Source organism: Stenotrophomonas sp. TWI1151, assembly GCF_039673135.1.
In the GTDB taxonomy this organism is placed as follows: Bacteria; Pseudomonadota; Gammaproteobacteria; order Xanthomonadales; family Xanthomonadaceae; genus Stenotrophomonas.
On sequence record NZ_JBDJLA010000009.1, the window covers coordinates 117,855 to 139,583 of the forward strand.

The 21,729-nt window shown below is 63.7% G+C and carries 18 protein-coding genes; 12 read left to right on the top strand and 6 right to left on the bottom strand.

All coding sequences use genetic code 11. The annotated features are described in order from the left end of the window. Window positions 1-33: 33 nt before the first annotated feature. The 7 genes from ABE422_RS12465 to ABE422_RS12495 all read left to right on the top strand — a co-directional run bounded on the left by ABE422_RS12465 (window position 34) and on the right by ABE422_RS12495 (window position 10,658). Complete coding sequence (locus ABE422_RS12465; protein WP_346462907.1) at window positions 34-1,227, top strand: cystathionine gamma-synthase; 1,194 nt, start codon at window positions 34-36, stop codon at window positions 1,225-1,227. A 1-nt stretch (window position 1,228) separates the two neighbouring features. Then, window positions 1,229-2,023 carry an ABC transporter permease gene (locus tag ABE422_RS12470; RefSeq protein WP_319206731.1) on the top strand — a complete coding sequence of 265 codons (795 nt, stop codon included), beginning with the start codon at window positions 1,229-1,231 and terminating at the stop codon, window positions 2,021-2,023. Then, on the top strand, window positions 2,013-3,380 hold the full coding sequence (locus ABE422_RS12475) for an ABC transporter ATP-binding protein (RefSeq protein ID WP_346462906.1): 1,368 nt from the start codon (window positions 2,013-2,015) through the stop codon (window positions 3,378-3,380). Before ABE422_RS12470 ends, ABE422_RS12475 begins: the two co-directional genes overlap by 11 nt. 192 nt (window positions 3,381-3,572) lie before the next feature. Next, entirely contained in the window at window positions 3,573-7,073 is a 3,501-nt protein-coding gene (locus ABE422_RS12480) for a class I SAM-dependent methyltransferase (protein ID WP_346483081.1), read from the top strand. Between the two features lie 95 nt (window positions 7,074-7,168). Beyond that, window positions 7,169-9,358 carry a hypothetical protein gene (locus tag ABE422_RS12485; RefSeq protein WP_346483082.1) on the top strand — a complete coding sequence of 730 codons (2,190 nt, stop codon included), beginning with the start codon at window positions 7,169-7,171 and terminating at the stop codon, window positions 9,356-9,358. Continuing rightward, window positions 9,355-9,822, top strand: a complete 468-nt coding sequence (locus ABE422_RS12490) for a GtrA family protein (RefSeq protein WP_346481401.1) — start codon at window positions 9,355-9,357, stop codon at window positions 9,820-9,822. The genes ABE422_RS12485 and ABE422_RS12490 overlap by 4 nt, the downstream gene beginning before the upstream one ends. Beyond that, on the top strand, window positions 9,822-10,658 hold the full coding sequence (locus ABE422_RS12495) for a glycosyltransferase family A protein (RefSeq protein ID WP_346481402.1): 837 nt from the start codon (window positions 9,822-9,824) through the stop codon (window positions 10,656-10,658). The genes ABE422_RS12490 and ABE422_RS12495 overlap by 1 nt, the downstream gene beginning before the upstream one ends. 97 nt (window positions 10,659-10,755) lie before the next feature. Here the strand turns inward: ABE422_RS12495 and ABE422_RS12500 are convergent, their stop codons facing one another. From ABE422_RS12500 to ABE422_RS12515, 4 genes are all read right to left on the bottom strand, one after another. Next, window positions 10,756-11,712, bottom strand: coding sequence for a glycosyltransferase family 2 protein (locus ABE422_RS12500; protein ID WP_346481403.1), 957 nt, complete (start codon window positions 11,710-11,712; stop codon window positions 10,756-10,758). After that, window positions 11,702-12,397 (bottom strand): NAD-dependent epimerase/dehydratase family protein, encoded by a 696-nt coding sequence (locus ABE422_RS12505; RefSeq protein ID WP_346483083.1) that lies wholly within the window; start codon window positions 12,395-12,397, stop codon window positions 11,702-11,704. The genes ABE422_RS12500 and ABE422_RS12505 overlap by 11 nt, the downstream gene beginning before the upstream one ends. 178 nt (window positions 12,398-12,575) lie before the next feature. Next, the gene (locus ABE422_RS12510) at window positions 12,576-13,517 is read right to left on the bottom strand and encodes an electron transfer flavoprotein subunit alpha/FixB family protein (RefSeq protein WP_346466142.1); all 942 of its coding nucleotides are present in this window, start codon (window positions 13,515-13,517) and stop codon (window positions 12,576-12,578) included. After that, entirely contained in the window at window positions 13,517-14,263 is a 747-nt protein-coding gene (locus ABE422_RS12515) for an electron transfer flavoprotein subunit beta/FixA family protein (RefSeq protein WP_121042567.1), read from the bottom strand. Before ABE422_RS12515 ends, ABE422_RS12510 begins: the two co-directional genes overlap by 1 nt. A 260-nt stretch (window positions 14,264-14,523) precedes the next feature. Here ABE422_RS12515 and rfbB point away from each other — a divergent pair, with 260 nt between their 5' ends. From rfbB to rfbD, 4 genes are read left to right on the top strand one after another with little or no spacing between them, the layout of a single operon-like run. Continuing rightward, window positions 14,524-15,579: a dTDP-glucose 4,6-dehydratase gene (gene rfbB, locus ABE422_RS12520; RefSeq protein ID WP_070471673.1), complete on the top strand. Its 1,056-nt coding sequence runs from the start codon at window positions 14,524-14,526 to the stop codon at window positions 15,577-15,579. A gap of 17 nt (window positions 15,580-15,596) precedes the next feature. Further along, the gene (gene rfbA / locus ABE422_RS12525; RefSeq protein ID WP_313209212.1) at window positions 15,597-16,484 is read left to right on the top strand and encodes a glucose-1-phosphate thymidylyltransferase RfbA; all 888 of its coding nucleotides are present in this window, start codon (window positions 15,597-15,599) and stop codon (window positions 16,482-16,484) included. Continuing rightward, window positions 16,481-17,038 carry a dTDP-4-dehydrorhamnose 3,5-epimerase gene (gene rfbC, locus ABE422_RS12530; RefSeq protein ID WP_019182577.1) on the top strand — a complete coding sequence of 186 codons (558 nt, stop codon included), beginning with the start codon at window positions 16,481-16,483 and terminating at the stop codon, window positions 17,036-17,038. Before rfbA ends, rfbC begins: the two co-directional genes overlap by 4 nt. Then, complete coding sequence (gene rfbD / locus ABE422_RS12535; RefSeq protein WP_346483084.1) at window positions 17,035-17,925, top strand: dTDP-4-dehydrorhamnose reductase; 891 nt, start codon at window positions 17,035-17,037, stop codon at window positions 17,923-17,925. The genes rfbC and rfbD overlap by 4 nt, the downstream gene beginning before the upstream one ends. A gap of 138 nt (window positions 17,926-18,063) precedes the next feature. Here rfbD and ABE422_RS12540 read toward each other — a convergent pair whose 3' ends face one another. Together ABE422_RS12540 and ABE422_RS12545 are read right to left on the bottom strand one after the other, a co-directional pair. Then, window positions 18,064-19,467, bottom strand: coding sequence for a mannose-1-phosphate guanylyltransferase/mannose-6-phosphate isomerase (locus ABE422_RS12540; protein ID WP_346483085.1), 1,404 nt, complete (start codon window positions 19,465-19,467; stop codon window positions 18,064-18,066). Between the two features lie 16 nt (window positions 19,468-19,483). Continuing rightward, a complete protein-coding gene (locus ABE422_RS12545) occupies window positions 19,484-20,833 on the bottom strand; it encodes a phosphomannomutase (RefSeq protein WP_346483086.1) in 1,350 nt (449 codons plus the stop codon). A 160-nt stretch (window positions 20,834-20,993) separates the two neighbouring features. Between ABE422_RS12545 and ABE422_RS12550 the strand changes: the two genes are divergently transcribed. Then, on the top strand, window positions 20,994-21,728 hold the full coding sequence (locus ABE422_RS12550; RefSeq protein WP_284128398.1) for a CoA transferase subunit A: 735 nt from the start codon (window positions 20,994-20,996) through the stop codon (window positions 21,726-21,728). Window position 21,729: the final 1 nt, after the last annotated feature.

Below are 21,729 nucleotides of genomic sequence, written 5' to 3' on the forward strand. Positions count from 1 at the left end.
CCCCCATGGGGGCTCCTCTTGCTGGGAAACAACATGTCCGATCACGCTTCTTCCGGGCACGGCGACCGTTCGCTCGCCCTGGCTACCCTGGCCATCCACGGCGGCCAATCGCCGGATCCGAGCACCGGCGCGGTGATGCCGCCGATCTATGCGACCTCCACCTACGCCCAGTCCAGCCCCGGCGAGCACCAGGGCTTCGAGTACTCGCGTACCCACAATCCCACCCGCTTCGCCTACGAGCGTTGCGTGGCCTCCCTGGAAGGCGGTAGCCGCGGTTACGCGTTCGCCTCGGGCATGGCCGCCAGCTCCACGGTGATGGAGCTGCTGGATGCCGGCAGCCACGTGGTGGCGATGGACGACATCTATGGCGGCACCTTCCGCCTGTTCGAGCGCGTGCGTAAGCGCACCGCCGGCCTGCAGTTCAGCTTCGTCGACCTGACCGACCTGGCCGCGTTCGAGGCCTCGATCACCCCGCAGACGAAGATGGTCTGGATCGAGACCCCGACCAACCCGATGCTGAAGATCGTGGACATCGCCGCAGTCGCTGCGATCGCCAAGCGCCACAACCTGCTGGTGGTGGTCGACAACACCTTCGCCTCGCCGATGCTGCAGCGCCCGCTGGAGCAGGGCGCGGACCTGGTCCTGCACTCGGCCACCAAGTACCTCAACGGGCACTCGGACATGGTCGGCGGCATGGTGGTGGTCGGTGACAACGCCGAACTGGCCGAGCAGATGGCCTTCCTGCAGAACTCCATCGGCGCCGTGCAGGGGCCGTTCGACAGCTTCCTGGCCCTGCGCGGCCTGAAGACCCTGCCGCTGCGCATGAAGGCACACTGCGCCAACGCGCTGGCCCTGGCCCAGTGGCTGGAAAAGCACCCGGCCGTCGAGAAGGTCATCTACCCCGGCCTGACCTCGCACCCGCAGCATGAACTGGCGACCCGCCAGATGAATGGCTACGGCGGCATTGTTTCGATCGTGCTCAAGGGCGGTTTCGAGGCGGCCAAGCGTTTCTGCGAGAAGACCGAACTGTTCACCCTGGCCGAGTCGCTGGGGGGCGTGGAAAGCCTGGTCAACCATCCTGCGGTGATGACGCATGCCTCGATCCCGGTGGAACGCCGCGAGAAGCTGGGCATCAGCGATGCGCTGGTGCGGCTGAGCGTGGGGGTTGAGGAGTTGGGGGATCTGCAGGTGGATCTGGAGCGGGCGCTGGGTACCGAGGCCGCTTGAGATGGGCATCCTGTCGGTATTCGGAAAGAACCGCTCGCTTGCCTACGAACTGACCCAGCGTGAAGTGCTGGGCCGGTATCGTGGCGCGAGCTTCGGCCTGTTGTGGTCGTTGATCAGTCCGTTCCTGATGTTGCTGGTCTACACGCTGGCGTTCGGCTTCGTGATGAAGGGGCGCTGGCCAGGCTCGAGTGGTTCGACGACTGATTTCGCGCTGATCCTGTTTGCCGGCTTGACCGTCCATGGGTTTTTTGCCGAGTGCTTCATCCGCGCGCCGCAGTTGATCGTCGGCAATACCGGTTATGTAAAACGCGTGGTGTTCCCGCTGGATATCCTGGTGTGGAGCATGACGTTCTCCGCGCTGTTCCACCTCGCCATGAACATGGTGGTATTGCTGATTCTGTATCTGTGCCTGAAAGGCAATATCCACGCCACTGCGCTGCTGTTGCCGCTGGTGCTGGCGCCCTTGGTGATCCTGACCGTTGGCGTCGGCTGGGCGGTATCAGCGCTGGGCGTGTACCTGCGCGACATCGGGCAGATTGCCGGCGTCGTCGCAACCGCCATGTTGTTCCTTTCCTCGGCGATCATTCCGGTGGAATCGGTGCCGGAGAGTTATCGCATCGTGTTTGAACTGAATCCACTGACCTTCATCATCAACCAGGTGCGTGAAGTGGTGATCTGGGGCCGCCTGCCGGATTGGACAGGACTGGCGATCTACACGGTGATCGCCTGCGTGGTCGCATTCATCGGCCATCGCATTTTCACCAAGCTGCGCGTGGGGTTTGCCGATGTCCTCTGAAGTCACTGCGGCAGAAACCGTCATCGAGGTCCAGGGCGTCGGCAAGGCGTACCACATGTACGAGCGGCCCTCGCATCGCCTGTGGCAGGCGCTGGCCGGCAAGCGCAAGTCGTTCTACAAGGATTTCTGGGCGCTGCGCGGCGTCAGCTTCTCGATCCGCCGCGGCCAGACCGTGGGTATCGTTGGCCGCAACGGGTCGGGCAAGTCGACCCTGCTGCAGATGATCGCCGGCACCTTGAACCCCACCGAAGGCCATATTTCGGTGAAGGGACGGGTCGCCGCCCTGCTGGAACTGGGCAGCGGCTTCAACCCGGAATTCACCGGGCGTGAGAACGTGCTGCTGAACGCGACCATCCTTGGGCTGCGACGCGATCAGATCGAGCAGCGGATGCAGAGCATCCTGGCGTTCGCCGACATCGGCGAGTTCATCGATCAGCCTGTGCGCAGTTACTCCAGTGGCATGTCCGTGCGCCTGGCGTTCGCGGTGATCGCCCACGTGGATGCGGACATCCTGATCATCGATGAGGCGCTTGCGGTCGGTGATGCGTTCTTCTCGCAGAAGTGCATGCGCTTCCTGCGCGAGTTCCAGAAACACGGCACCCTGCTGTTCGTGAGCCACGATGCCGCGGCCGTCACCAACCTCTGCGAGAACGCGGTATGGCTGGAGAACGGCAAGATGCGCCTGGCCGGGACCTCGCAGGAGGTGGTCGAGGCCTACATGACCGAACAGCACGTCGTCGGCCGGCGCGAGGCAGGGTCCGAAGACATCGTCGTGGCGGCGAAGAAGAAGCCCCGCCGGTTGTCGACCGATCATGCCGATTTCCGCCAGGACGCCTTCAATGAAGCGGGCGTGCAGAATCGCATCGCGTTGTTCGAGTTCGATCCGGAGAATGTTGGGCAGGAGTTCGGCGCACAGGGCGCGCGTATCGTCGACGTCCGGCTTACCGACACTGAAGGCAACCGGCTGTCGATGCTTGAAGGCGGAGAGTTGGTCCGGCTGGAACTGCGCGTGGCACTGCAGGAGCCGCTGGAAAACCTGATCGTCGGCTTCTACGTCAAGGATCGGTTGGGCCAGCGCCTGTTTGGTGACAACAGCCACTTCGCCTGCAAGGATCAGCCGGTGTCAGGCGTGGCCGGTGAAACGGTGGTGGGAACCTTCCTGTTCCGCATGCCGATCATGCCGTCCGGGTCATACATGATCGATGCAGCGGTGGCGTCGGGCGATCAGCATGATCACACCCAGCAGCATTGGATTCACGATGCGCTCGAGTTCCGCGCGACAGATGAGACCATGCGGTTCGGCCTGGTTGGCCTGCCGATGCTCTCCATTACTTTGGAAAGTGAGGGCGTCGCCTAGCGTTAATGCTACTGCTACTGCTACTGCTACTGCTACTGCTACTGCTACTGCTATTGCACGGCGCGCTTCAGCGCACGATTCGATATATCTGCTACAGACGCGATTGAAGTCCTCCTTGAGACCCCGGGTTGGATGATCAAATCAATCAGTGCGCGGCGTGAAAATACTAGAGGGAATGAATTGATGGTTTCGGTGAGCGACGAAAATACGGCCGTGGGGATCGATCCCACCATCTCGGTATTCCGGCATGGGGCTATGTTCATGGTGCCGGAGTTCCTGGAGACTTCCGGCTGGCTGGAACATGTACCGTTCGCCTTCTGGCTGATCGAGGCTCACCAGCCGCGTTCGGTCGTCGAGCTGGGCTCGCACCGCGGTATCTCTTACTTCGCCTTCTGCCAGGCAGTCAAAGCGCTCAAGCGACAGACGCGTTGCTATGCCGTAGACACGTGGGAGGGGGATTCCCAAGCCGGTTTCTATGACGATTCCATCTATCAGAGTGTGGTGGAACGCAACGAACGCAGTTATGGAGACTTCTCCACGTTGCTGCGAATGACCTTCGACCAGGCGTTGGATGAAGTTCCCGACGGGTCGGTCGACCTGCTTCACATCGATGGTCTGCATACGTTCGATGCGGTGAAGCACGATTTCACCACTTGGCTCCCGAAGATGTCGCGCCGAGGCGTGGTGATCTTCCACGATACCAATGTACACACGGAAGGTTTCGGTGTGCAGGCGTTCTTCGCACCACTGCGCGAGCGCTACCCGAGCTTCGAGTTCCTCCACGGCAACGGACTGGGCGTGATCGCTGTTGGTGAGGACATCGGTGACTCAATGTCGGCGTTGTTCGCTTGCGCCCATACCTCCGACGCTGAAGAGCGGGTGCAAGGAGCTTTCTCACGGCTGGGGGCGTCTTGCACGGCAACGGTCGTGGCCGACGAAGCTCTGGCAGCAGCACGTGAGCTGACTGCCGCAAAGCAGGATATGTATCGTTGGGCGTTGTCGCTGGAGGAAGACCTGGCGCGTGCCAGGGCCGATTACGCGAGATTGGAGAGTGAGTTCAAAGAGCGGACGCGCTGGGCTCTCGAACTGGATGAGATCGTTCGCAGCGCGGCAGATTCGACTGCGCTGGCGACGGAACGAGAATACCGGCATCTGCAGCAGCATCTGCAGCGCACTCGAGAGCTTGACGAGGAGGTCTCAAAGGCCCGAGCTGATTTGACTACAGAGCATGCGCGCGCCCGTCGTCTCGAGGCCGCGATTGCAATGCTCTGGGAGACGAAGCTGCAGCTCGAGGCGGAGCTGTCCGAGCTGCTGGGCCACGCCCAGAATGATCTGCAGCAGCGCCATCTAGACATCGAACAACTGATGGCGAGGGCCGGGGGGAGCGCGCTTGCCGCCCATGTGTCCGACGGCACACCGAAGCGGCGTGAGCAGGAACTGGCCGATGTCGTTCAACGCTATCGCGGCGAACTCTCGTCGCTGCAGGCCTTCACCAACAGCCTGCTGCAGTCCAAGTCCTGGAAGGTGACCCGGCCACTGCGTTTCTTCTCGCGGGTGGTCCGGGGGGACACCGCTGCCGTTTTCAGTTCGCTGCGTGCCAGCGGCCTTGCCAGGCATAGCCTGCTCGCGCCCCTGGTCCCGACGGTCAAGCGGTTCCTGATGCGCCGCCGTGATGCGGTGGTCGTGCCGGTGGAAGGTCTGGCGCTTGAGCAGGTGCGCAACGACCCCGATACGATTCTTTCGCAGCTCCGCTTCGAGTCAGTCGAGGCGCCGGTGGTCAGCATCGTCATCCCCACCTACGGCAACTACGAACAGAGCCTGGCCTGCATCGCATCGATCGCCCGTGCCGGTGCGGATGTTTCCTTCGAGGTGCTGGTCCTGGAGGATGCTTCCGGCGATCAGGACATCAAGAAGCTCGCCCGGATTCCGGGCCTGCGGTTCCACGATAACCCGACGAACCTCGGCTTCCTGCTGTCATGCAATCAGTCCTTGACCTTGGCCAAGGGCGAGTTCATTTACCTTCTCAACAACGACACCGAAGTGACGCCTGGCTGGCTGGACGCACTGGTGCAGGTCTTCCGGACCCATCCGGACGCCGGCATGGTCGGCTCCAAACTCGTCTATCCGGACGGGCGGCTGCAGGAGGCCGGTGGCATTGTCTGGGCCGACGGCAGTGCCTGGAATTTCGGCCGTCTGGATGTTCCCGGCAGATCGGCGTATTCCTACCTGAAGGAAGTCGACTACGTCTCGGGTGCGTCGATCATGCTGCCGGCGACCTTGTTCCGGACGCTGGGTGGCTTCGATGAGCGCTATGTACCGGCCTACTATGAAGATACCGATCTTGCCTTCCGGATCCGCGAACAGGGATTGAAGGTCTATCTCCAGCCGGCATCGGTTGTCGTCCATTACGAAGGTCTGTCCAGCGGCACCGATGAAACGACCGGCGTGAAGGCGTTCCAGGCGATCAACCGCGAGAAGTTCCTGGCACGCTGGGAAAACACGCTGCGCGACGAACAGTTCCCGAACGCCCAGGATGTGTTCCTGGCGCGCGACCGCTCCCGCAACCGCCGACACGTGCTGGTCGTGGACCATTACGTACCGCAGCCGGACCGCGATGCGGGATCACGGGCGACCTGGCAGGTGATCGAGACCCTCGTCCGCCAAGGGTGCCAGGTGTCGTTCTGGCCCGCCAATGCGTACCAGGACCCGATCTATACCCCGCCGCTGCAACAGCTCGGCGTTGAGGTGCTGTGCGGCTCGGAGTACGTCGGTCGCTTCGACGCATGGCTGACCGAACACGGCAACTACCTTGATGCGGTGGTGCTGAACCGGCCGCATATCTCCGCCGACCTGGTGGGCAGCGTACGCCGGCACAGCCGTGCGAAGGTTGTCTACTACGGGCACGATATCCATCACCTGCGCATGCAGCAGCAGCTGGCGCTGCATCCGGATCGTGAACTCGAAGAAGAGACTCGCCGCTTCCGTGATTTTGAACACGGTCTGTGGAAGCAGGCAGACGTGGTGCTGTATCCATCCACTGATGAAACGGCCCACGTCCGCCGTTGGCTGGCCGAGCATGAGCCGGGTGTCGACATCCGTGCGGAGACCATTCCGCTGTACGCGTATGACCCTGTGCCCGAGGCTGATATGGCCGGGCCGGAGGGCCGCGAGGGCATCCTCTTTGTTGCCGGTTTCGCTCACGCGCCCAACGTCGATGCGGCGTTGTGGTTCGTTCGCGAGGTCCTTCCGCTGGTCCACCGTGAGGTCCCCGGCGTCCGGTTGAGCCTGGTCGGCTCCAATCCGCGGCCGGAGGTCCTGGCGATGGCATCGGCGCATATCGAAGTCACCGGTTACGTCAGCGATCAGGTCCTAACCCAGCGATACCAGCACGCACGCGTCGCGGTGGCCCCGCTGCGTTTCGGCGGTGGTGTGAAGGGGAAAGTGCTGGAAAGCCTGCAGCATGGTCTCCCCTGTGTCACCACCTCGATCGGCATGCAGGGCCTCGGCGCTGCGTCTTCTTTCATGCCGGTAGGTGATGCGGCTGAGGAAATGGCCGCCCATATTGTCAAACTGCTGCGCGATGACGAGGCTTGGCAGCAGGTCTCTGATGCAGAACGGATGTTCATCCGGAGCTTCTACTCGCACGACGCTCTTTGGCGTGTACTGTCCGCAGCCATCGAGCCGCGCTTGTAGCCATTCTGGGCGCATTGGCTGGCCGGGGTATGCGACGTCGCGCTGTGATGGCTGACGATTAGTCAGGAATTGATGTGACAGGAGTAAAAAATGGCATGAACAAGGCGACGCGCAACCTCATGGGTGCGGCGACGGTGGCGGTGATCGTACTGGTGGTTGCTGTCGCAAGGTTCTCGGGCATCGCGATCCTGCATGGTCCGGACGCCGACGACGTGCTTGTACCGATGTACTTCGACATCAGCCGATCGATAGGTGAGCACGGGCTGTTTGCCGGCATGTACGACTCCGGTCTGGTTGCAGGCTTGTCGTACTGGGGCAGCCCGAGTTTTCATCCCTTGTATCCGTTGTATTTCAACTGGCTGGGCAGTGATTCAACGATTCTGGATACGCTGGATCGCCTGAAGCTGGTTTTCTTTCTCCACATGGGAATCTACGGCGTCGGCAGCTATCTGCTCGGGCGTTGCCTGGGCCTGCGGCAGCTGCTGGCAATCTCCGTCGGCCTCGTCGCTCCTTTCCTGCCTGCGTTCCAGAGCGTTGGAGTGTGGCCGCCCATTTCGGCTTCACTGGCATGGTTGCCGTGGATACTGTTCTTCCAGGCGCGGATCTACCAGCGAGGTTGGGCGCCCGTGGCGGCCATCGGCCTTGCGGCCTCGGTGACGCTTCTTATCTATGCACAGCCAGCGCAGAATCTGGTGCTGGCATTCGTTGGCTCGGCAATTGTCGGAGCGGTTTACAGCGTTGTCGTGCTGAGGCAGCGGGGCTGGCAGAAAGCTCACGTCCACCTTCGTCCCATCTATGCGTCACTTGCGTTGGCCGCGGCGGTGATCGTCGTCGCTTGTTACCCCTACCTGTCCGGGGTGATGGACTTCCATAGCGATTCGATCCGGTGGCTGGGTGATGGTCGGGACATCAGCGGAAAGGACAAGCTGCCCCTGTCCGCGTTGACGGCCCATGGGCTGGGGTGGAAGGCTGTTTTTGCACCCTTCGCATTCGCTCATCAGTACAGCATGGTGGTGGGCAACCTTTATCTGGGCGCTCCCATTGCACTGGCCTGTCTGTCCTATCCATGGTTGTTCAGGACGAGGCCGCTGATGACTGCCTTGCTTGCATCAATCGCAATCAGTGCCATCTTCTGCTTTGCTGCGTTCGGCTGGCTGCTGTATCTGTTGCCGATTGCCAACAAGGTGCGCGAAGTAAACTGGTGGTCGCTGTACGTCGTCATGCTGGCTCTTCCGGTGGGTGCGCTGTGTCTGCAGCGGCTTGTCTCGTTGATCCGCCGCAAGCAGCAGCGTCAGTGGATCTGGTGGCCCGAGATCGCGGCAGCGACCATTGTCGTCATGGCCTTGCTGGGTGTGTTGGTCAGTGGCGAGTTCTATTGGCAGATAATCCCCGTGTTGCTGGGCGCTGCGCTGCTGTGGTGGTCGGCCAGCAGAGGTGTCGCGGTCAACAAGGCGCTGCTGAGCTTGGTTGTCATTGTCTCGGCTGCAGTACCGATTGTCGTTGCCAAGACGCCGAGCCTGGGGCAATCGATGATCGTGCGGGGCGAACGGATAGAACAACGGCATTCGATGGCGACGGTGTTCGCAGCCCTGGAGAGTCCGGAGAACTACCGCGTCGCCGTCAGCGAGACGCTGCCTGATTTCAAAATCCTTGGCCACCAGCTGGCCAATCTCGGAGCCCGGGGGATCCGCGGGGACTTGAATCCACAGCGGCGTTCAAAGTTCGAACTGCTTTACTTCCCCAAGCCCGCGGTGGCCCGGTTGTATGGCGTCCGTTACACGGTGGTTGCGGCAGGGACCGAGGGCGCGCTCGCCATTGATGATCGCTACGCGCTCCGCGACGATCCCGCAGCGCTGCCTCGTCTCTTCCTTGCGGAGGGTGGCCTGGCGGTCGTCCCTTCGCCTTCTGCATCGCTTCAGGCAGCGGACGGCGCTCAGGTCGATCACATCTATGCCACCCCCAGGGCGGTGGAGAGACTGGGGGTAGGGCAGACGACGCTCGGCGAAGGGAGATTCTCGGCCCGTCCGGTCGCTGCCTGGCATAACTCGGCTGTGATGTTGCAGGCGATGGTGGAGACCAGTGGTCCCGCCTTGCTGGTGTTGAACGAAGACAGCGACGGCAGGTGGTATGCCATCGTCGATGGCGACGTTCGACCAGGGGTGGCCGTGAATGGCTTCCAGACTGCATTCGCATTGCCGGCGGCGGGGAAGCATAGCGTCATCATCCGCCGACCTGCCGGCTTTGCCGATTACTTTGCCGGGCTGCCCGTGGGTGGACAGCAGTGAACGGTGAGCGCTCGCCGCTTGCTGGATCGGGCGCTCCCGGTCCACTGCAACGCTTCTTCAAGGATCAGCGCGTCCTCTTCCTGATCGTCGGTGGAGCAAATACAGCGTTCAGCACGGCGTTGTTCGCGGGCTTGGTGCTGCTGTTTGGCCCCGGCGTTCCTTCCGTGACCAGCCTGGTGATCGCATGGGTTGTGTCGCTGGTGCTGGTGTTTTTCGTCTATCGCCGTTTGGTGTTCCGGGTATCGGGTCATGCTTGGCGTGACTTCGCCCGCTTCGCCAGTGTCAACCTCGGCAGTCTGATGATCAACATGGCAGCCCTGGCACTCCTCGCGGATGTGCTGGGTCTGCCCCCCATTCCGACACAGATCCTCATCACGGTGGTCGTGGTGATCTTCAATTATGTCGGTCACAAGTATTTCTCGTTCCGGCGACGCCCGGAGCCTGGTTCCAAGGAGGAACGTTGATGACTCCTCGAGTGTCGGTCGTTGTACCTGCCTACAAGAATGCGGACTACCTGCAGCAGACCCTGGATTCAATCCTGGCGCAGGACTATCAGGATTACGAACTGGTCATTGCCGATCATTCATCCGCTGATGGAACCGAGACACTGTTGGCGCAGTATGCCGAGCACCCGCGCGTACGTGTTCTGTCACCGACCCCGCCAGGCGGCGGTGCCAAGGCCAACTGGGACCGGGTAACGCAGGCCGCACGTGGTGAGCTGTTGAAGCTGGTGTGTGGTGACGACCTCATCGCACCGGATGCGCTCAGCAAGCAGGTCGCCGCGCTTGATGCCCACCCTTCTGCGGTGTTCGTCGCCTGTAAGCGAGATCTCATCGACGCGCAGGGAAAGGTGGTGATCGGTGCCCGGGGGCTCGGCACGCTCAATGGCCTGGTCTCGGGCCGTGACGCCGTGCGCGCTTCAGTAATGGCCGGAACAAATCTGTTCGGCGAGCCCGGGTGCGTGATGTTCCGGCGCGAGCTGCTGCCTGCCAGCGGATGGGACAACAGTCACCCCTACCTCATCGATCAGGCAAGCTACACCAGCGTGATGCTGCAGGGAGACATGGTGGCGTTACGCGAAAGCCTGGCCAGCTTCAGGATCAACGCCGGGCAGTGGAGCGTGCGTCTGATGCATGAACAGGCGAATCAGGCTATCGCATTCCACAACGCGTTGGCTGCGGCAGATCCCACTTTGTTGCCAGGCCTGACGCTTCGCGTGGGGAATCTCAAGGCTCGCTTGATGGCCCATGCGCGCCGCTTGACCTATGTCTGGCTGGGTCGCCGAATGCAGGCCGGCTGAGGCCGGCTGCCCGAGGGAAGCCCCTGAGGCATGAGCGGATGACCTGCTTGGTCTCCAGGGGCGCAGTGACGACGTTCCGCCGGCAACGTCAGCGCGGTCAGCTCTCCGGCGCGTCATCCACATTGGCGGTTTCGCCAATGATGTACTGAGGGCGATTATTGATGTTCAGCAGGATTCTGCCGGTGTACTCGCCAATCGCACCCAACGCCAACAACTGCAGACCACCCATGAAGAGGATGGTGATGATCAGCGAGGGCCACCCGACAGCAACCTGAGGGGAGTGCAGTTTCTGCCACAGGACGACGATCGCAAGCAGAAAGGCGATGCACGAGGCCACGATACCTGCGAGGGATACAAACCTCAGCGGAACGATCGAGAAGCTGGTGGCCATCTGCAACCACAGCGAGATGGACTTGCTCAGGCTGTAACCGGACTGCCCATCCCCGCGTGCATGATGCTGCGCGATGACGGTTGCGATGCGTTTGTGGCTGGTGCTTTGGATCAGCAGTCCATCAAGGTAGACGAAAGGACCGTTGTACCTCCGCGCCTCTTCACCGAGTTCGCGGACGAATCCCCGAAACGGAGAGAGGTACAGGCCCTTTGGCTTCTTGAGCAGGCGCGCGGCAACCATGTCGTTGAAGCGGCTGCCGAGCCGCTTCCATAGAGCGTGCTGCTTTTCCGGGAACTGCGCGTAGCACAGGTCTGCGCCTTCACGTAGTTTGGCGACGATCCGAGGAATGTCGGCAGGATCGTGCTGGAGGTCGTCGTCCATCGTCACGATGTATCGGCCGCGCGCTATGCCCAGTCCCGCCATGATCGCATTGTGCTGCCCTGCGTTTCGTCGTAGATCCAAGCCACGCAGCCAAGGGCGTGCCTGGGCCTGCTGCACGATGACGGACCAGGCGTCATCGGGGCCGGCGTCATGCACCAGAATGACTTCAAAGCCGCCGTCCCCAAACGCCGGGAACAGTGTCTCCTCCAGTCTGGCCACCAGGTTCGGCAGGATGCCGGCGCTGCCATAGACAGGTATGACGACGGAGATTTCAGGATTCATGGGGCTGGCCGTAGTACTTGTGGATCACGCGGAGAGGGTAGTCTGGACCAAAATCCAGCCCGATGTCGCGCGCCGTGCGCTCGACCAGCGCGGTATCAATCAGCATCTCCTCGCCCCGGTCCACCGCGATGATCTGCGCGCGGCGTCCAAGCACGGATTCGAACAGGCCGACGATCTCCGTCATCGGCAGCGACCATGGGGAAGCGATCGAGGCCACCTTGGGCACCGGCCCAGCGCCGGAGAGCAGCTGCGCGGCGATGCGGACGACGTCGTCGATATCGATCAGATTGCGGCAGGCGCGTGTCCAGACGGTCAGCGGATCGCCAGCCAGGATGCGGTCTCGCAGGAAGTTGGTGAGCGTGTTCGGATTGCGGGTATGCCCGACCACCTGTGGAAGCCGCAGCACGATACCGGCCGGATGCGCGGCGACCAGCGCTTCCATGGCACGTTTGTGCCGGAAATAGGGCGAGTCCTGCAGCGGGTTGACCACATTGCAGCTGCCGAAATAGACCAGCCGGGTGATGTCGCCGGCCAGGTACTGCGCCAGCATTGCACGCTCGCGTGCGAAGGCGGCCGGGTCTGTTTCGCTGGAGTTGGACACCCCGGAGGCGAAAATGACGGTTCTGGCGTCGTCTGCGAACAGGGGCGCGAATGCACGCGCCACCAGTCCCGAACCGACGATCATCGCAGGTCCCCGTTCGGTAGGCAGTGGCGGAAAGGTACGGGCATATCGAATCACGTCCATGCTGGGCGGCCGGTGGCAGCGCTGCGGCCACCCGGGGGGCTTACCTTACGCGGCCTGGACGGCCCGCGGAAAGAGGCAGGGCGTGAGGGCCGAGGCCATCACGCCCTGCGGGTCGGGCTCAGCCCAGCGCCGCTTCCAGCTCCGGCAGCAGGGTGAACAGATCCCCCACCAGGCCGATATCGGCGATCTCGAAGATCGGCGAATCCGGGTCCTTGTTGATCGCCACGATGGTGCCCGCGTCCTTGATGCCGGTCAGGTGCTGGATGGCACCGCTGATGCCGACGGCCACGTACAGCTCCGGCGAGATGATCTTGCCGGTCTGGCCGACCTGCAGGTCGCTCGGCACATAGCCGGCGTCCACGGCGGCGCGGGAGGCACCGACCGCGGCACCGAGCTTGTCGGCCAGCTGGAAGATCACCTTGAAGTTCTCTTCCGAACCCACGCCACGGCCGCCGGACACTACACGCTTGGCGCTCTGCAGGTCCGGGCGGTCGGTGGCACCGGCGGCGAGGCCGATGAAGCGGGTGTGGCTCGGCAGGGTCGCATCGACGCTGGCCGCTTCCACGCTGGCGCTGCCGCCCTTGGCTGCTTCCGGCCACGAGGCAGCGCGCACGGTGGCGACCACGATCTGGTCGGCCGGCACTTCGACGGTGATGATGGCGTTGCCCGCATAGATCGGGCGCTTGAAGCTGTGGCTGCCTTCGACGGTCATCAGGTCCGAGACCTGGTTGACGCCCAGCAGGGCGGCCACGCACGGCATCAGGTCTTTGCCGAAGGTGGTCGAGGGGCCGAACACGTGGGTGTAGCCGGTGGCCAGCTTCGCGATCTGCGGGGCCAGCACCTGGGCGAGCGCCTGCGCGTTGGCGGCGTTGGCCACGGTCAGTACCTTGGCCACGCCCGCCAGCTGCGCGGCCTCGGCGGCTACGGCGGCCGGATCCGCGGCCAGCACCAGCACGTCGATGCTGGCGCCGCTGATCGCGGCGGCCGCACTTACGGTCTTGGCGGTGGCGGCGTTGAGCTTGCCGTCGTGGTGTTCAGCGACAACGAGGATCTTGGTCATTACAGCAACCCCTTCTGCTTGAGTGCGGCGACCAGTTCGGCCGCGTCCTTGACCATCACGCCCTTGCTGCGCTTGACCGGCGCGGCGTACTGGGTGGTCTTGAAGGTATCGGCGGCGTCCACGCCGAGGTCGGCCAGCTGCAGGGTTTCCAACGGCTTCGCCTTGGCCTTCATGATGTCGGGCAGCTTGATGAAGCGCGGCTCGTTCAGGCGCAGGTCCGTGGTGACCACGGCCGGCAGGTCGACTTCCAGCGTTTCCAGGCCGGCGTCGACTTCACGGGTGACCGTGGCCTTGCCGTCGGCAATGTCCAGCTTGCTCGCGAAGGTCGCCTGCGGGCGGCCCCACAGCGTGGCCAGCATCTGGCCGGTCTGGTTGGCGTCGTCGTCGATGGCCTGCTTGCCCAGGATCACCAGGTCCGGCTGTTCCTTCTCGACCAGCTTGAGCAGGGTGCGGGCAGCGGTCAGCGGCTGGATCGCCTGGTCGGTCACGACATGGATGGCGCGGTTGGCGCCCATGGCCAGGCCGTTGCGCAGGTGCGCCTGGGCATCGGCCGGTGCGATCGTGGCGACCACGACCTCGGTGGCGATGCCCTTGTCGCGCAGGCGCAGCGCTTCTTCCAGCGCGATTTCATCGAACGGGTTGGGGGACAGCTTGACGCCGTCGGTGACCACGCCGGAACCGTCCGGCTTGACCTGAATGCGGACGTTGTAGTCCACCACGCGCTTGTACGCGACGAGGATTTTCATCTGGTGCTGGATCCTTCAATAACGGGAGAACGTCCGGTTCTTTGACTAGCAACCGGTTCGGGGGTGGGACAGCGATTCTAACTGGCCCGGGCCTACCATGCGAATGCGTATGGTGGGGCGACTTTATGGTGCACTGCGGCATCCGTAAGGGTCCGTTTAACTCGAAACGGGTCGAAATCAACGTCGCGTTGTATCCTGTGCAGCTAATCAGGTGGCCGTAAAGTGCGCCTCAGCATGGATACCGAACAGGAGAACGGGTAGTGCCCACATGGCTTGTCACCGGCGGAGCCGGATTCATTGGCGGTAACTTTGTCCTCGAGGCGGTCGCCAAAGGGGTGCGCGTCATCAACCTTGATGCGCTGACCTACGCGGGAAATCTGAAGACGCTTTCATCGCTTGCTGGAAACCCCGACCACGTCTTCGTCGAGGGCGATATCGGCGATGGTGCATTGGTCTCGCGGCTGCTGGCCGAGCACCAGCCCGACGCGGTGCTGAACTTCGCCGCCGAAAGCCACGTGGACCGTTCCATCGACGGCCCGGGCGCGTTCATCCAGACCAACGTGGTCGGCACCCTGGCGCTGCTGGAAGCGGTGCGCGACTACTGGAAGGCACTGCCGGCCGACAAGGGCCAGGCGTTCCGCTTCCTGCACGTCTCCACCGATGAGGTCTACGGCACCCTCGGCGAGACCGGCAAGTTCAGCGAGACCACCCCGTATGCGCCCAACTCGCCGTACTCGGCGTCCAAGGCGGCCTCGGACCATCTGGTGCGCGCGTTCCACCACACCTACGGGCTGCCGGTGCTGACCACCAACTGCTCCAACAACTACGGCCCGTACCACTTCCCCGAGAAGCTGATCCCGCTGGTGATCGCCAAGGCCCTGGCCGGCGAACCGCTGCCGGTCTACGGCGATGGCAAGCAGGTGCGCGACTGGCTGTTCGTCAGCGACCACTGCGAAGCGATCCGCACCGTGCTGGCCAAGGGCCAGGTTGGCGAGACCTACAACGTCGGCGGCAACTCCGAAAAAGAGAACATCGAAGTGGTGCACGCCATCTGCGCGCTGCTCGATGCGCGACGCCCCCGCGAGGATGGCCAGCCGCGCAGCAGCCAGATCACTTACGTCGCCGATCGACCGGGGCATGACCGCCGCTACGCGATCGACGCCTCCAAGTTGAAGGACCAACTGGGCTGGGAGCCGAAGTACACCTTCGAGCAAGGCATCGGCTTCACAGTGGACTGGTACCTGGACAACCAGGACTGGGTCAACGGCGTGCTTGACGGCAGTTACCGTTTGCAGCGCATCGGCACCGTAGCCTGAATCAAGGAAGACATCCAATGACTCAACGCAAAGGCATCATCCTGGCCGGCGGTTCCGGCACGCGGCTGTATCCGATCACCAAAGGCGTCAGCAAGCAGCTGTTACCGGTGTACGACAAGCCGATGATCTATTACCCGCTCAGCGTGCTGATGCTGGCGGGGATCCGTGAAGTACTGATCATCAACACGCCGCACGAGCAGGCCTTGTTCCAGCAGCTCCTGGGCGATGGGTCGCAGTGGGGCATGGACATCCAGTACGCCGCCCAGCCGAGTCCCGACGGGCTGGCGCAGGCTTACCTGATCGGCCGTGAGTTCCTTGACGGCAAGCCGAGCTGCCTGGTGCTCGGCGACAACGTCTTCCACGGCCACGGTCTGACCGACGTGCTGAAGCGGGCTGATGCGCGCGACAGTGGTGCCACGGTGTTCGGATACTGGGTCAACGACCCCGAGCGCTATGGCGTGGCCGAGTTCGACAAGGACGGCAAGGTTGTCGGTCTGGTCGAGAAGCCTGCCGAGCCCCGTTCCAACTACGCGGTGACCGGCCTGTACTTCTACGATGGCAAGGCCAGCGACTACGCGGCCGAACTCAAGCCGTCGCCCCGCGGTGAGCTGGAAATCACCGACCTCAATCAGCGTTACCTGGACGAGGGCGCGCTGCATCTGGAGCCGCTCGGCCGTGGCTACGCGTGGCTGGATACCGGTACGCACCAGTCGCTGCTGGAAGCCTCCAACTTCATCGAGACGATCCAGACCCGCCAGGGCTTGCAGGTCTGCTGCCCGGAAGAAATTGCGTTCGGCCAGGGTTGGATCACCGCTGAACAGCTGGAGGCGCTTGCCGCCCCGTTGATCAAAAACGGCTATGGCCAATATCTCCATAAGCTGGCTGTGCGAGGAGTGGTGCCGTGAAGATTGTCGAAACCAAGCTGCCGGGTTGCGTGGTGATCGAGCCGGCCGTGTTCGGCGACGAGCGCGGCTTCTTCTTCGAGACCTGGAATGCGGCCCGCTTCGGTGAGCATGGACTGCCGACGAAATTCGTACAGAGCAACGTCTCCAGCTCGTCCAAGGGCGTGCTGCGCGGCCTGCACTATCAGTGGCCGCGGCCGCAGGGCAAGCTGGTCAGCGTGCTTGAAGGCGAAGTCTACGACGTGGCGGTGGATATCCGTCGTGGCTCGCCGACCTTCGGCCAGTGGGCCGCCGTGGTGCTGAGCGCGGAGAACAAGAAGCAGTTCTGGATTCCGGAAGGCTTCGCGCATGGTTTCGCCGTGCTGTCCGAACGGGCGATTTTCAGCTACCTCTGCACCGAGGTGTACCTGAAGGACTTCGACGCCGGCGTCCGCTGGAACGATGCCGACATAGCCGTCGACTGGCCGATCAGCGCACCCACGCTGTCGGCCAAGGACGAGTCTGCGCCGTTCCTGAAGGACATCGCCGAGGACCGCCTGCCGGTCTACCAGCCGTGACGATCCTGCTGCTGGGGGCCAATGGCCAGCTTGGCCAGGAACTGCGACGCGCACTGGCCCCGCTGGGTACGATCGTGGCGACCACCCGCAGTGGCGCGCTGCCCGACGGCAGCGCGTGCGAGGTGGCCGACTTCGACCAGCCCGCCTCGCTAACCGCACTGCTGGACCGCGTCCGGCCGGCGCTGGTGGTCAATGCCGCCGCCTACACCGCGGTGGACCGGGCCGAGGACGACCGGGAGGCGGCTTTCCGTGCGAACGCCGAAGCCCCCGGTGTACTGGCGCACTGGTGCGCGCAGGCCGGCGTCCCGTTGGTGCATTACTCCACCGATTACGTGTTCGACGGGCAGGGCACGCGCCCGTACCGGGAAGACGATGCGACCGCCCCGCTGGGCGTGTATGGCGCCAGCAAGCTGGCCGGTGAGCAAGCCATCCGTGCGGCCGGTGGACGCCACCTGATCTTCCGCACCGCGTGGGTATACGCTTCCCACAGCGCCAACTTCCTGCGCACGATGCTGCGGGTGGGGGCGGAGCGCGACGTACTGCGCGTGGTGGCGGATCAGATTGGTACGCCGACGCCGGCAGCGTTGATTGCCGATGTGACCGCGCAGGCGCTGCAGCACGACGGCGCGCTGTCGGGCACGTGGCATCTGACCGCCAAAGGCGAGACCAGCTGGCACGGCTTTGCCGAAGCGATCTTTGCGGACGCGGTAGCAACAGGCGTGCTGCCGCGGGCACCGAACGTCGAGGCGATCACCACGGCCGAGTACCCGACGCCGGCCAAGCGCCCCGCCTATTCGCACCTGGATGTGGCGAAGCTGGAGCAGGACTTCGGCGTCGTGCTGCCACGCTGGCAGGACGGTCTGAAGCGGGTCATCGCGGACTGCTGACCCAGGCGTAGAGCCACGCCATGCGTGGCTGACGTGGTGTCAGGATTCCAGGCAGGGCAGCCACGCATGGCGTGGCTCTACCCGCAATAAAAAAAACCCGGCCTTGGCCGGGTTTTCTGTTTATCTGTCTGGCGTCGATCAGGTACGCCCGTACGTGTCCTCGAACCGCACGATATCGTCCTCGCCCAGATAGCTGCCGGACTGCACTTCGATCAGCTCCAGCGGCAACTTGCCCGGGTTCTTCAGGCGATGGGTCACGCCCAGCGGGATGTACGTGCTCTGGTTCTCGGTGAGCAGCAGCACTTCTTCCCCACGCGTGACTTCGGCGGTACCGCTGACCACGATCCAGTGTTCGGCGCGGTGGTGGTGCATCTGCAGGCTCAGCGTTGCGCCCGGCTTGACCGTGATGCGCTTGACCTGGAAGCGGGCGCCATTGTCGATCGAGTCGTAGGCGCCCCACGGGCGGTATACCTTGCGGTGCCAGGTCGCTTCGGGACGGCCATCGGCCTTGATCCGGGCGACCACCTGCTTGATCTCTTGCATGCGGTCGCTCTTGCCGACCATGACCGCATCATCGGTCTCGACCACGATCACGTCATCCAGGCCGACCAGCGCGATCAGGCGCTCGCCGTAGGCGAAGGTGTTGCGGCAGTCGATCGCGATCACGTCGCCGTGGTGCGCGTTGCCCTCGCCATCCTGTTCGGACACGTCACGCAGCGCGGTCCACGAACCGACGTCGTTCCAGCCGGCATCCAGCGGCACGATCACGGCGTCGGCGGTCTTTTCCATCACCGCGTAGTCGATGGAATCCGACGGCACGGCGGCGAAGGCGTCTTTGTCCAGGCGGGTGAAATCGCTGTCGCGGCGCGCCTGCTGCCAGGCGGTGCGGCTGCCGGCCAGCATGGCGGGATTGAACGTCTCCAGCTCGGCCAGGAAGCGCGAGGCCTTGAACAGGAACATGCCGCTGTTCCAGAAATACTCGCCCGACTGCACGTACGCGCTGGCGGTTTCCGCATCCGGCTTCTCGACAAACCGATCCACGGCGCGTACATCACCGCCGGAGGCGGCCTTGATATAGCCGTAGCCCGTTTCCGGGCCGGTCGGCACGATGCCGAACGTCACCAGCTTGCCGGACTCCGCTGCCGGTACCGCACGCAGTACGGCAGCGCGGAACGCCTGTTCGTCGGCGATTACATGGTCCGACGGCAGCACCAGCAGCAGCGCATCATCACCGTCGCGGGTCGCTTCCAGCGCGGCCACCGCGATCGCCGGGGCGGTGTTGCGGCCAATCGGCTCCAGCAGGATTGCCTGCGGCTGCACGCCCAGCTGCTGCAGCTGCTCGGCGGCGACGAAGCGGTGCTCCTCGTTGGCGACGATCAGCGGCGCGCGGCCGGCGATCGCTGCCACACGCTGCCAGGTGGCCTGCAGCATGGTCTGTTCGCCGGCCAATGCCAGGAACTGCTTGGGGTAGGACTCGCGCGACAGTGGCCACAGGCGGGTGCCGGAGCCGCCGGAAAGGATGACGGGAAGAAGGTTCTGCATGGTGGGGGTACTCGCCTCAGGCGTCCTTGAGCAATTGGGAAATTTCATCGGTGCGTGCGCGCAGCAGCGCTGCGTCGCCGCGGGTTTCAACATTCAGCCGCAGCAGCGGCTCGGTGTTGGAACTGCGCAGGTTGAAGCGCCACTCGCCGAAATCGGCGCTGATGCCATCGGTGTGGTCCAGTGCCGGCGCCTGCGCGGCGTAATGCTCCATCACGCGGGCGACGGAGCGCTTGGCATCGGCGACCTTGAAATTGATCTCGCCGCTGCACGGGAACTTCTGCATGCGCGCTTCGACCAGATCGGCCAGCGAACGGCCGGACTCGGACACCAGCGCGGCGATCAGCAGCCACGGGATCATGCCGGAATCGGCGTAGGCGAACTCGCGGAAATAATGGTGCGCACTCATCTCGCCGCCGTAGACGGCATTTTCCGAGCGCATCTTTTCCTTGATGAACGCGTGGCCGCTCTTGCACAGCACCGGCTGGCCACCGGCTTCCTCGACCATTTCCACCGTGTTCCAGGTCAGGCGCGGGTCGTGCACGATCTTGCCGCCGGGCTGGCGCGCGAGGATCGCCTGGGCAAGCAGACCGACCAGGTAATAGCCTTCGATGAAGCGGCCGTTATGGTCGAAGAAGAAGCAGCGGTCGAAGTCGCCATCCCAGGCGATGCCGAAGTCCGCGCCATGCTCGCGCACGGCCTGCGCGGTGAGCTCGCGGTTTTCCGGCAGCAGCGGATTGGGGATGCCATTCGGGAAGCTGCCATCGGGCTCGTGGCAGATGCGGATGAACTCCAGCGGCAGGTGCGGGGCGAGCAGATCCACGATCGTGCCGGCGCCGCCGTTGCCGGCATTGACGACCAGCTTCAAGGGCTTGAGGGCCTTGGGCTCGATGTAGCTCAGCAGGTGCGCGATGTAGGCGCTCTTGTCCGGATGCGACTGCAGGCCGGCGCTCGGCTCGGTGGCGGGGGCCTGGTCGGCCTCGACCGCATCGGAGATCGCGAACAGGCCGGTATCGGAGCTGATCGGGCGGGCCTGCTCCTTGACCAGCTTCATGCCGTTGTAATCCATCGGATTATGGCTGGCGGTGACCATGACCCCGCCGGCCGCCTTCAGGTGGTCCACCTGGAAATAGACTTCCTCGGTTCCGCACAGCCCGATGTCGAGCACCTCGCGGCCGGCGCCGCGCAGGCCGGCTGCCAGCGCATCCTGCAGGGCCCCGCTGGTGAGGCGGACATCGTGGCCAACCACCACCGTGCCGGGCGACAGCTGCGCCGCCAGGGCCACGCCGATGCGACGGGCCAGATCTTCGTTCAGTTCATCCGGAACCCGGCCGCGGATGTCGTACGCCTTGAATGCGGGGAGCGTCATCTATTCAGTCCTTCTGACAGTCAGCGCACTAGTTTAGCCGCTGCCGTGTATGGGAATCGTTTTCACCGGGGCGGGCCGGGTCAATGCCGGACCCCGGGGGCAGGGAAAGCCCCGGGCAATGGCTACAATGGCCGCTTACATCAACGAGGTGAGGGCGTAGATGAGCAAGTCCCCAGACAACGCCGGGCGACGTGGAAAGCAGTACGCCAGTGCGGCTGAAGCGCTGCAAGGCGCCATCGCCGATGGCCAGACCCTGGCGGTCGGCGGGTTCGGTCTGTGCGGTATTCCCGAGGCCCTGATCGCCGCGCTGCGTGATTCCGGTGCCAAGGATCTGACCGTGATCTCCAACAATGCGGGCGTGGATGGCTTTGGCCTCGGCCAGCTGCTGGCGACCCGCCAGATCCGGAAAATGATCTCGTCCTACGTGGGCGAGAACAAGGAATTCGAGCGCCAGTACCTGGCCGGTGAGCTGGAGCTGGAGTTCAACCCGCAGGGCACCCTGGCCGAGCGCCTGCGTGCCGGCGGTGCCGGCATCCCGGCCTTCTTCACCGCAACCGGCTACGGCACGGTGGTGGCCGAGGGCAAGGAAACCCGCGAATTCGATGGCAAGCACTACGTGATGGAGACCGCGCTGCGCGCCGACGTCGCGCTGGTCAAGGCGTGGAAGGCCGACGAGGCCGGCAACCTGGTGTTCCGCAAGACCGCGCGCAACTTCAACCCGGCCTGCGCGATGGCCGGCAAGCTGTGCATCGTGGAAGTGGAAGAGGTGGTGCCGGTGGGCAGCATCGACCCGGACCAGGTGCATCTGCCGGGCATCTACGTGCACCGCATCGTGCACAACCCGCACCCCGAGAAGCGTATCGAACAGCGTACCGTGCGCCAGGAGGCGAACTGAG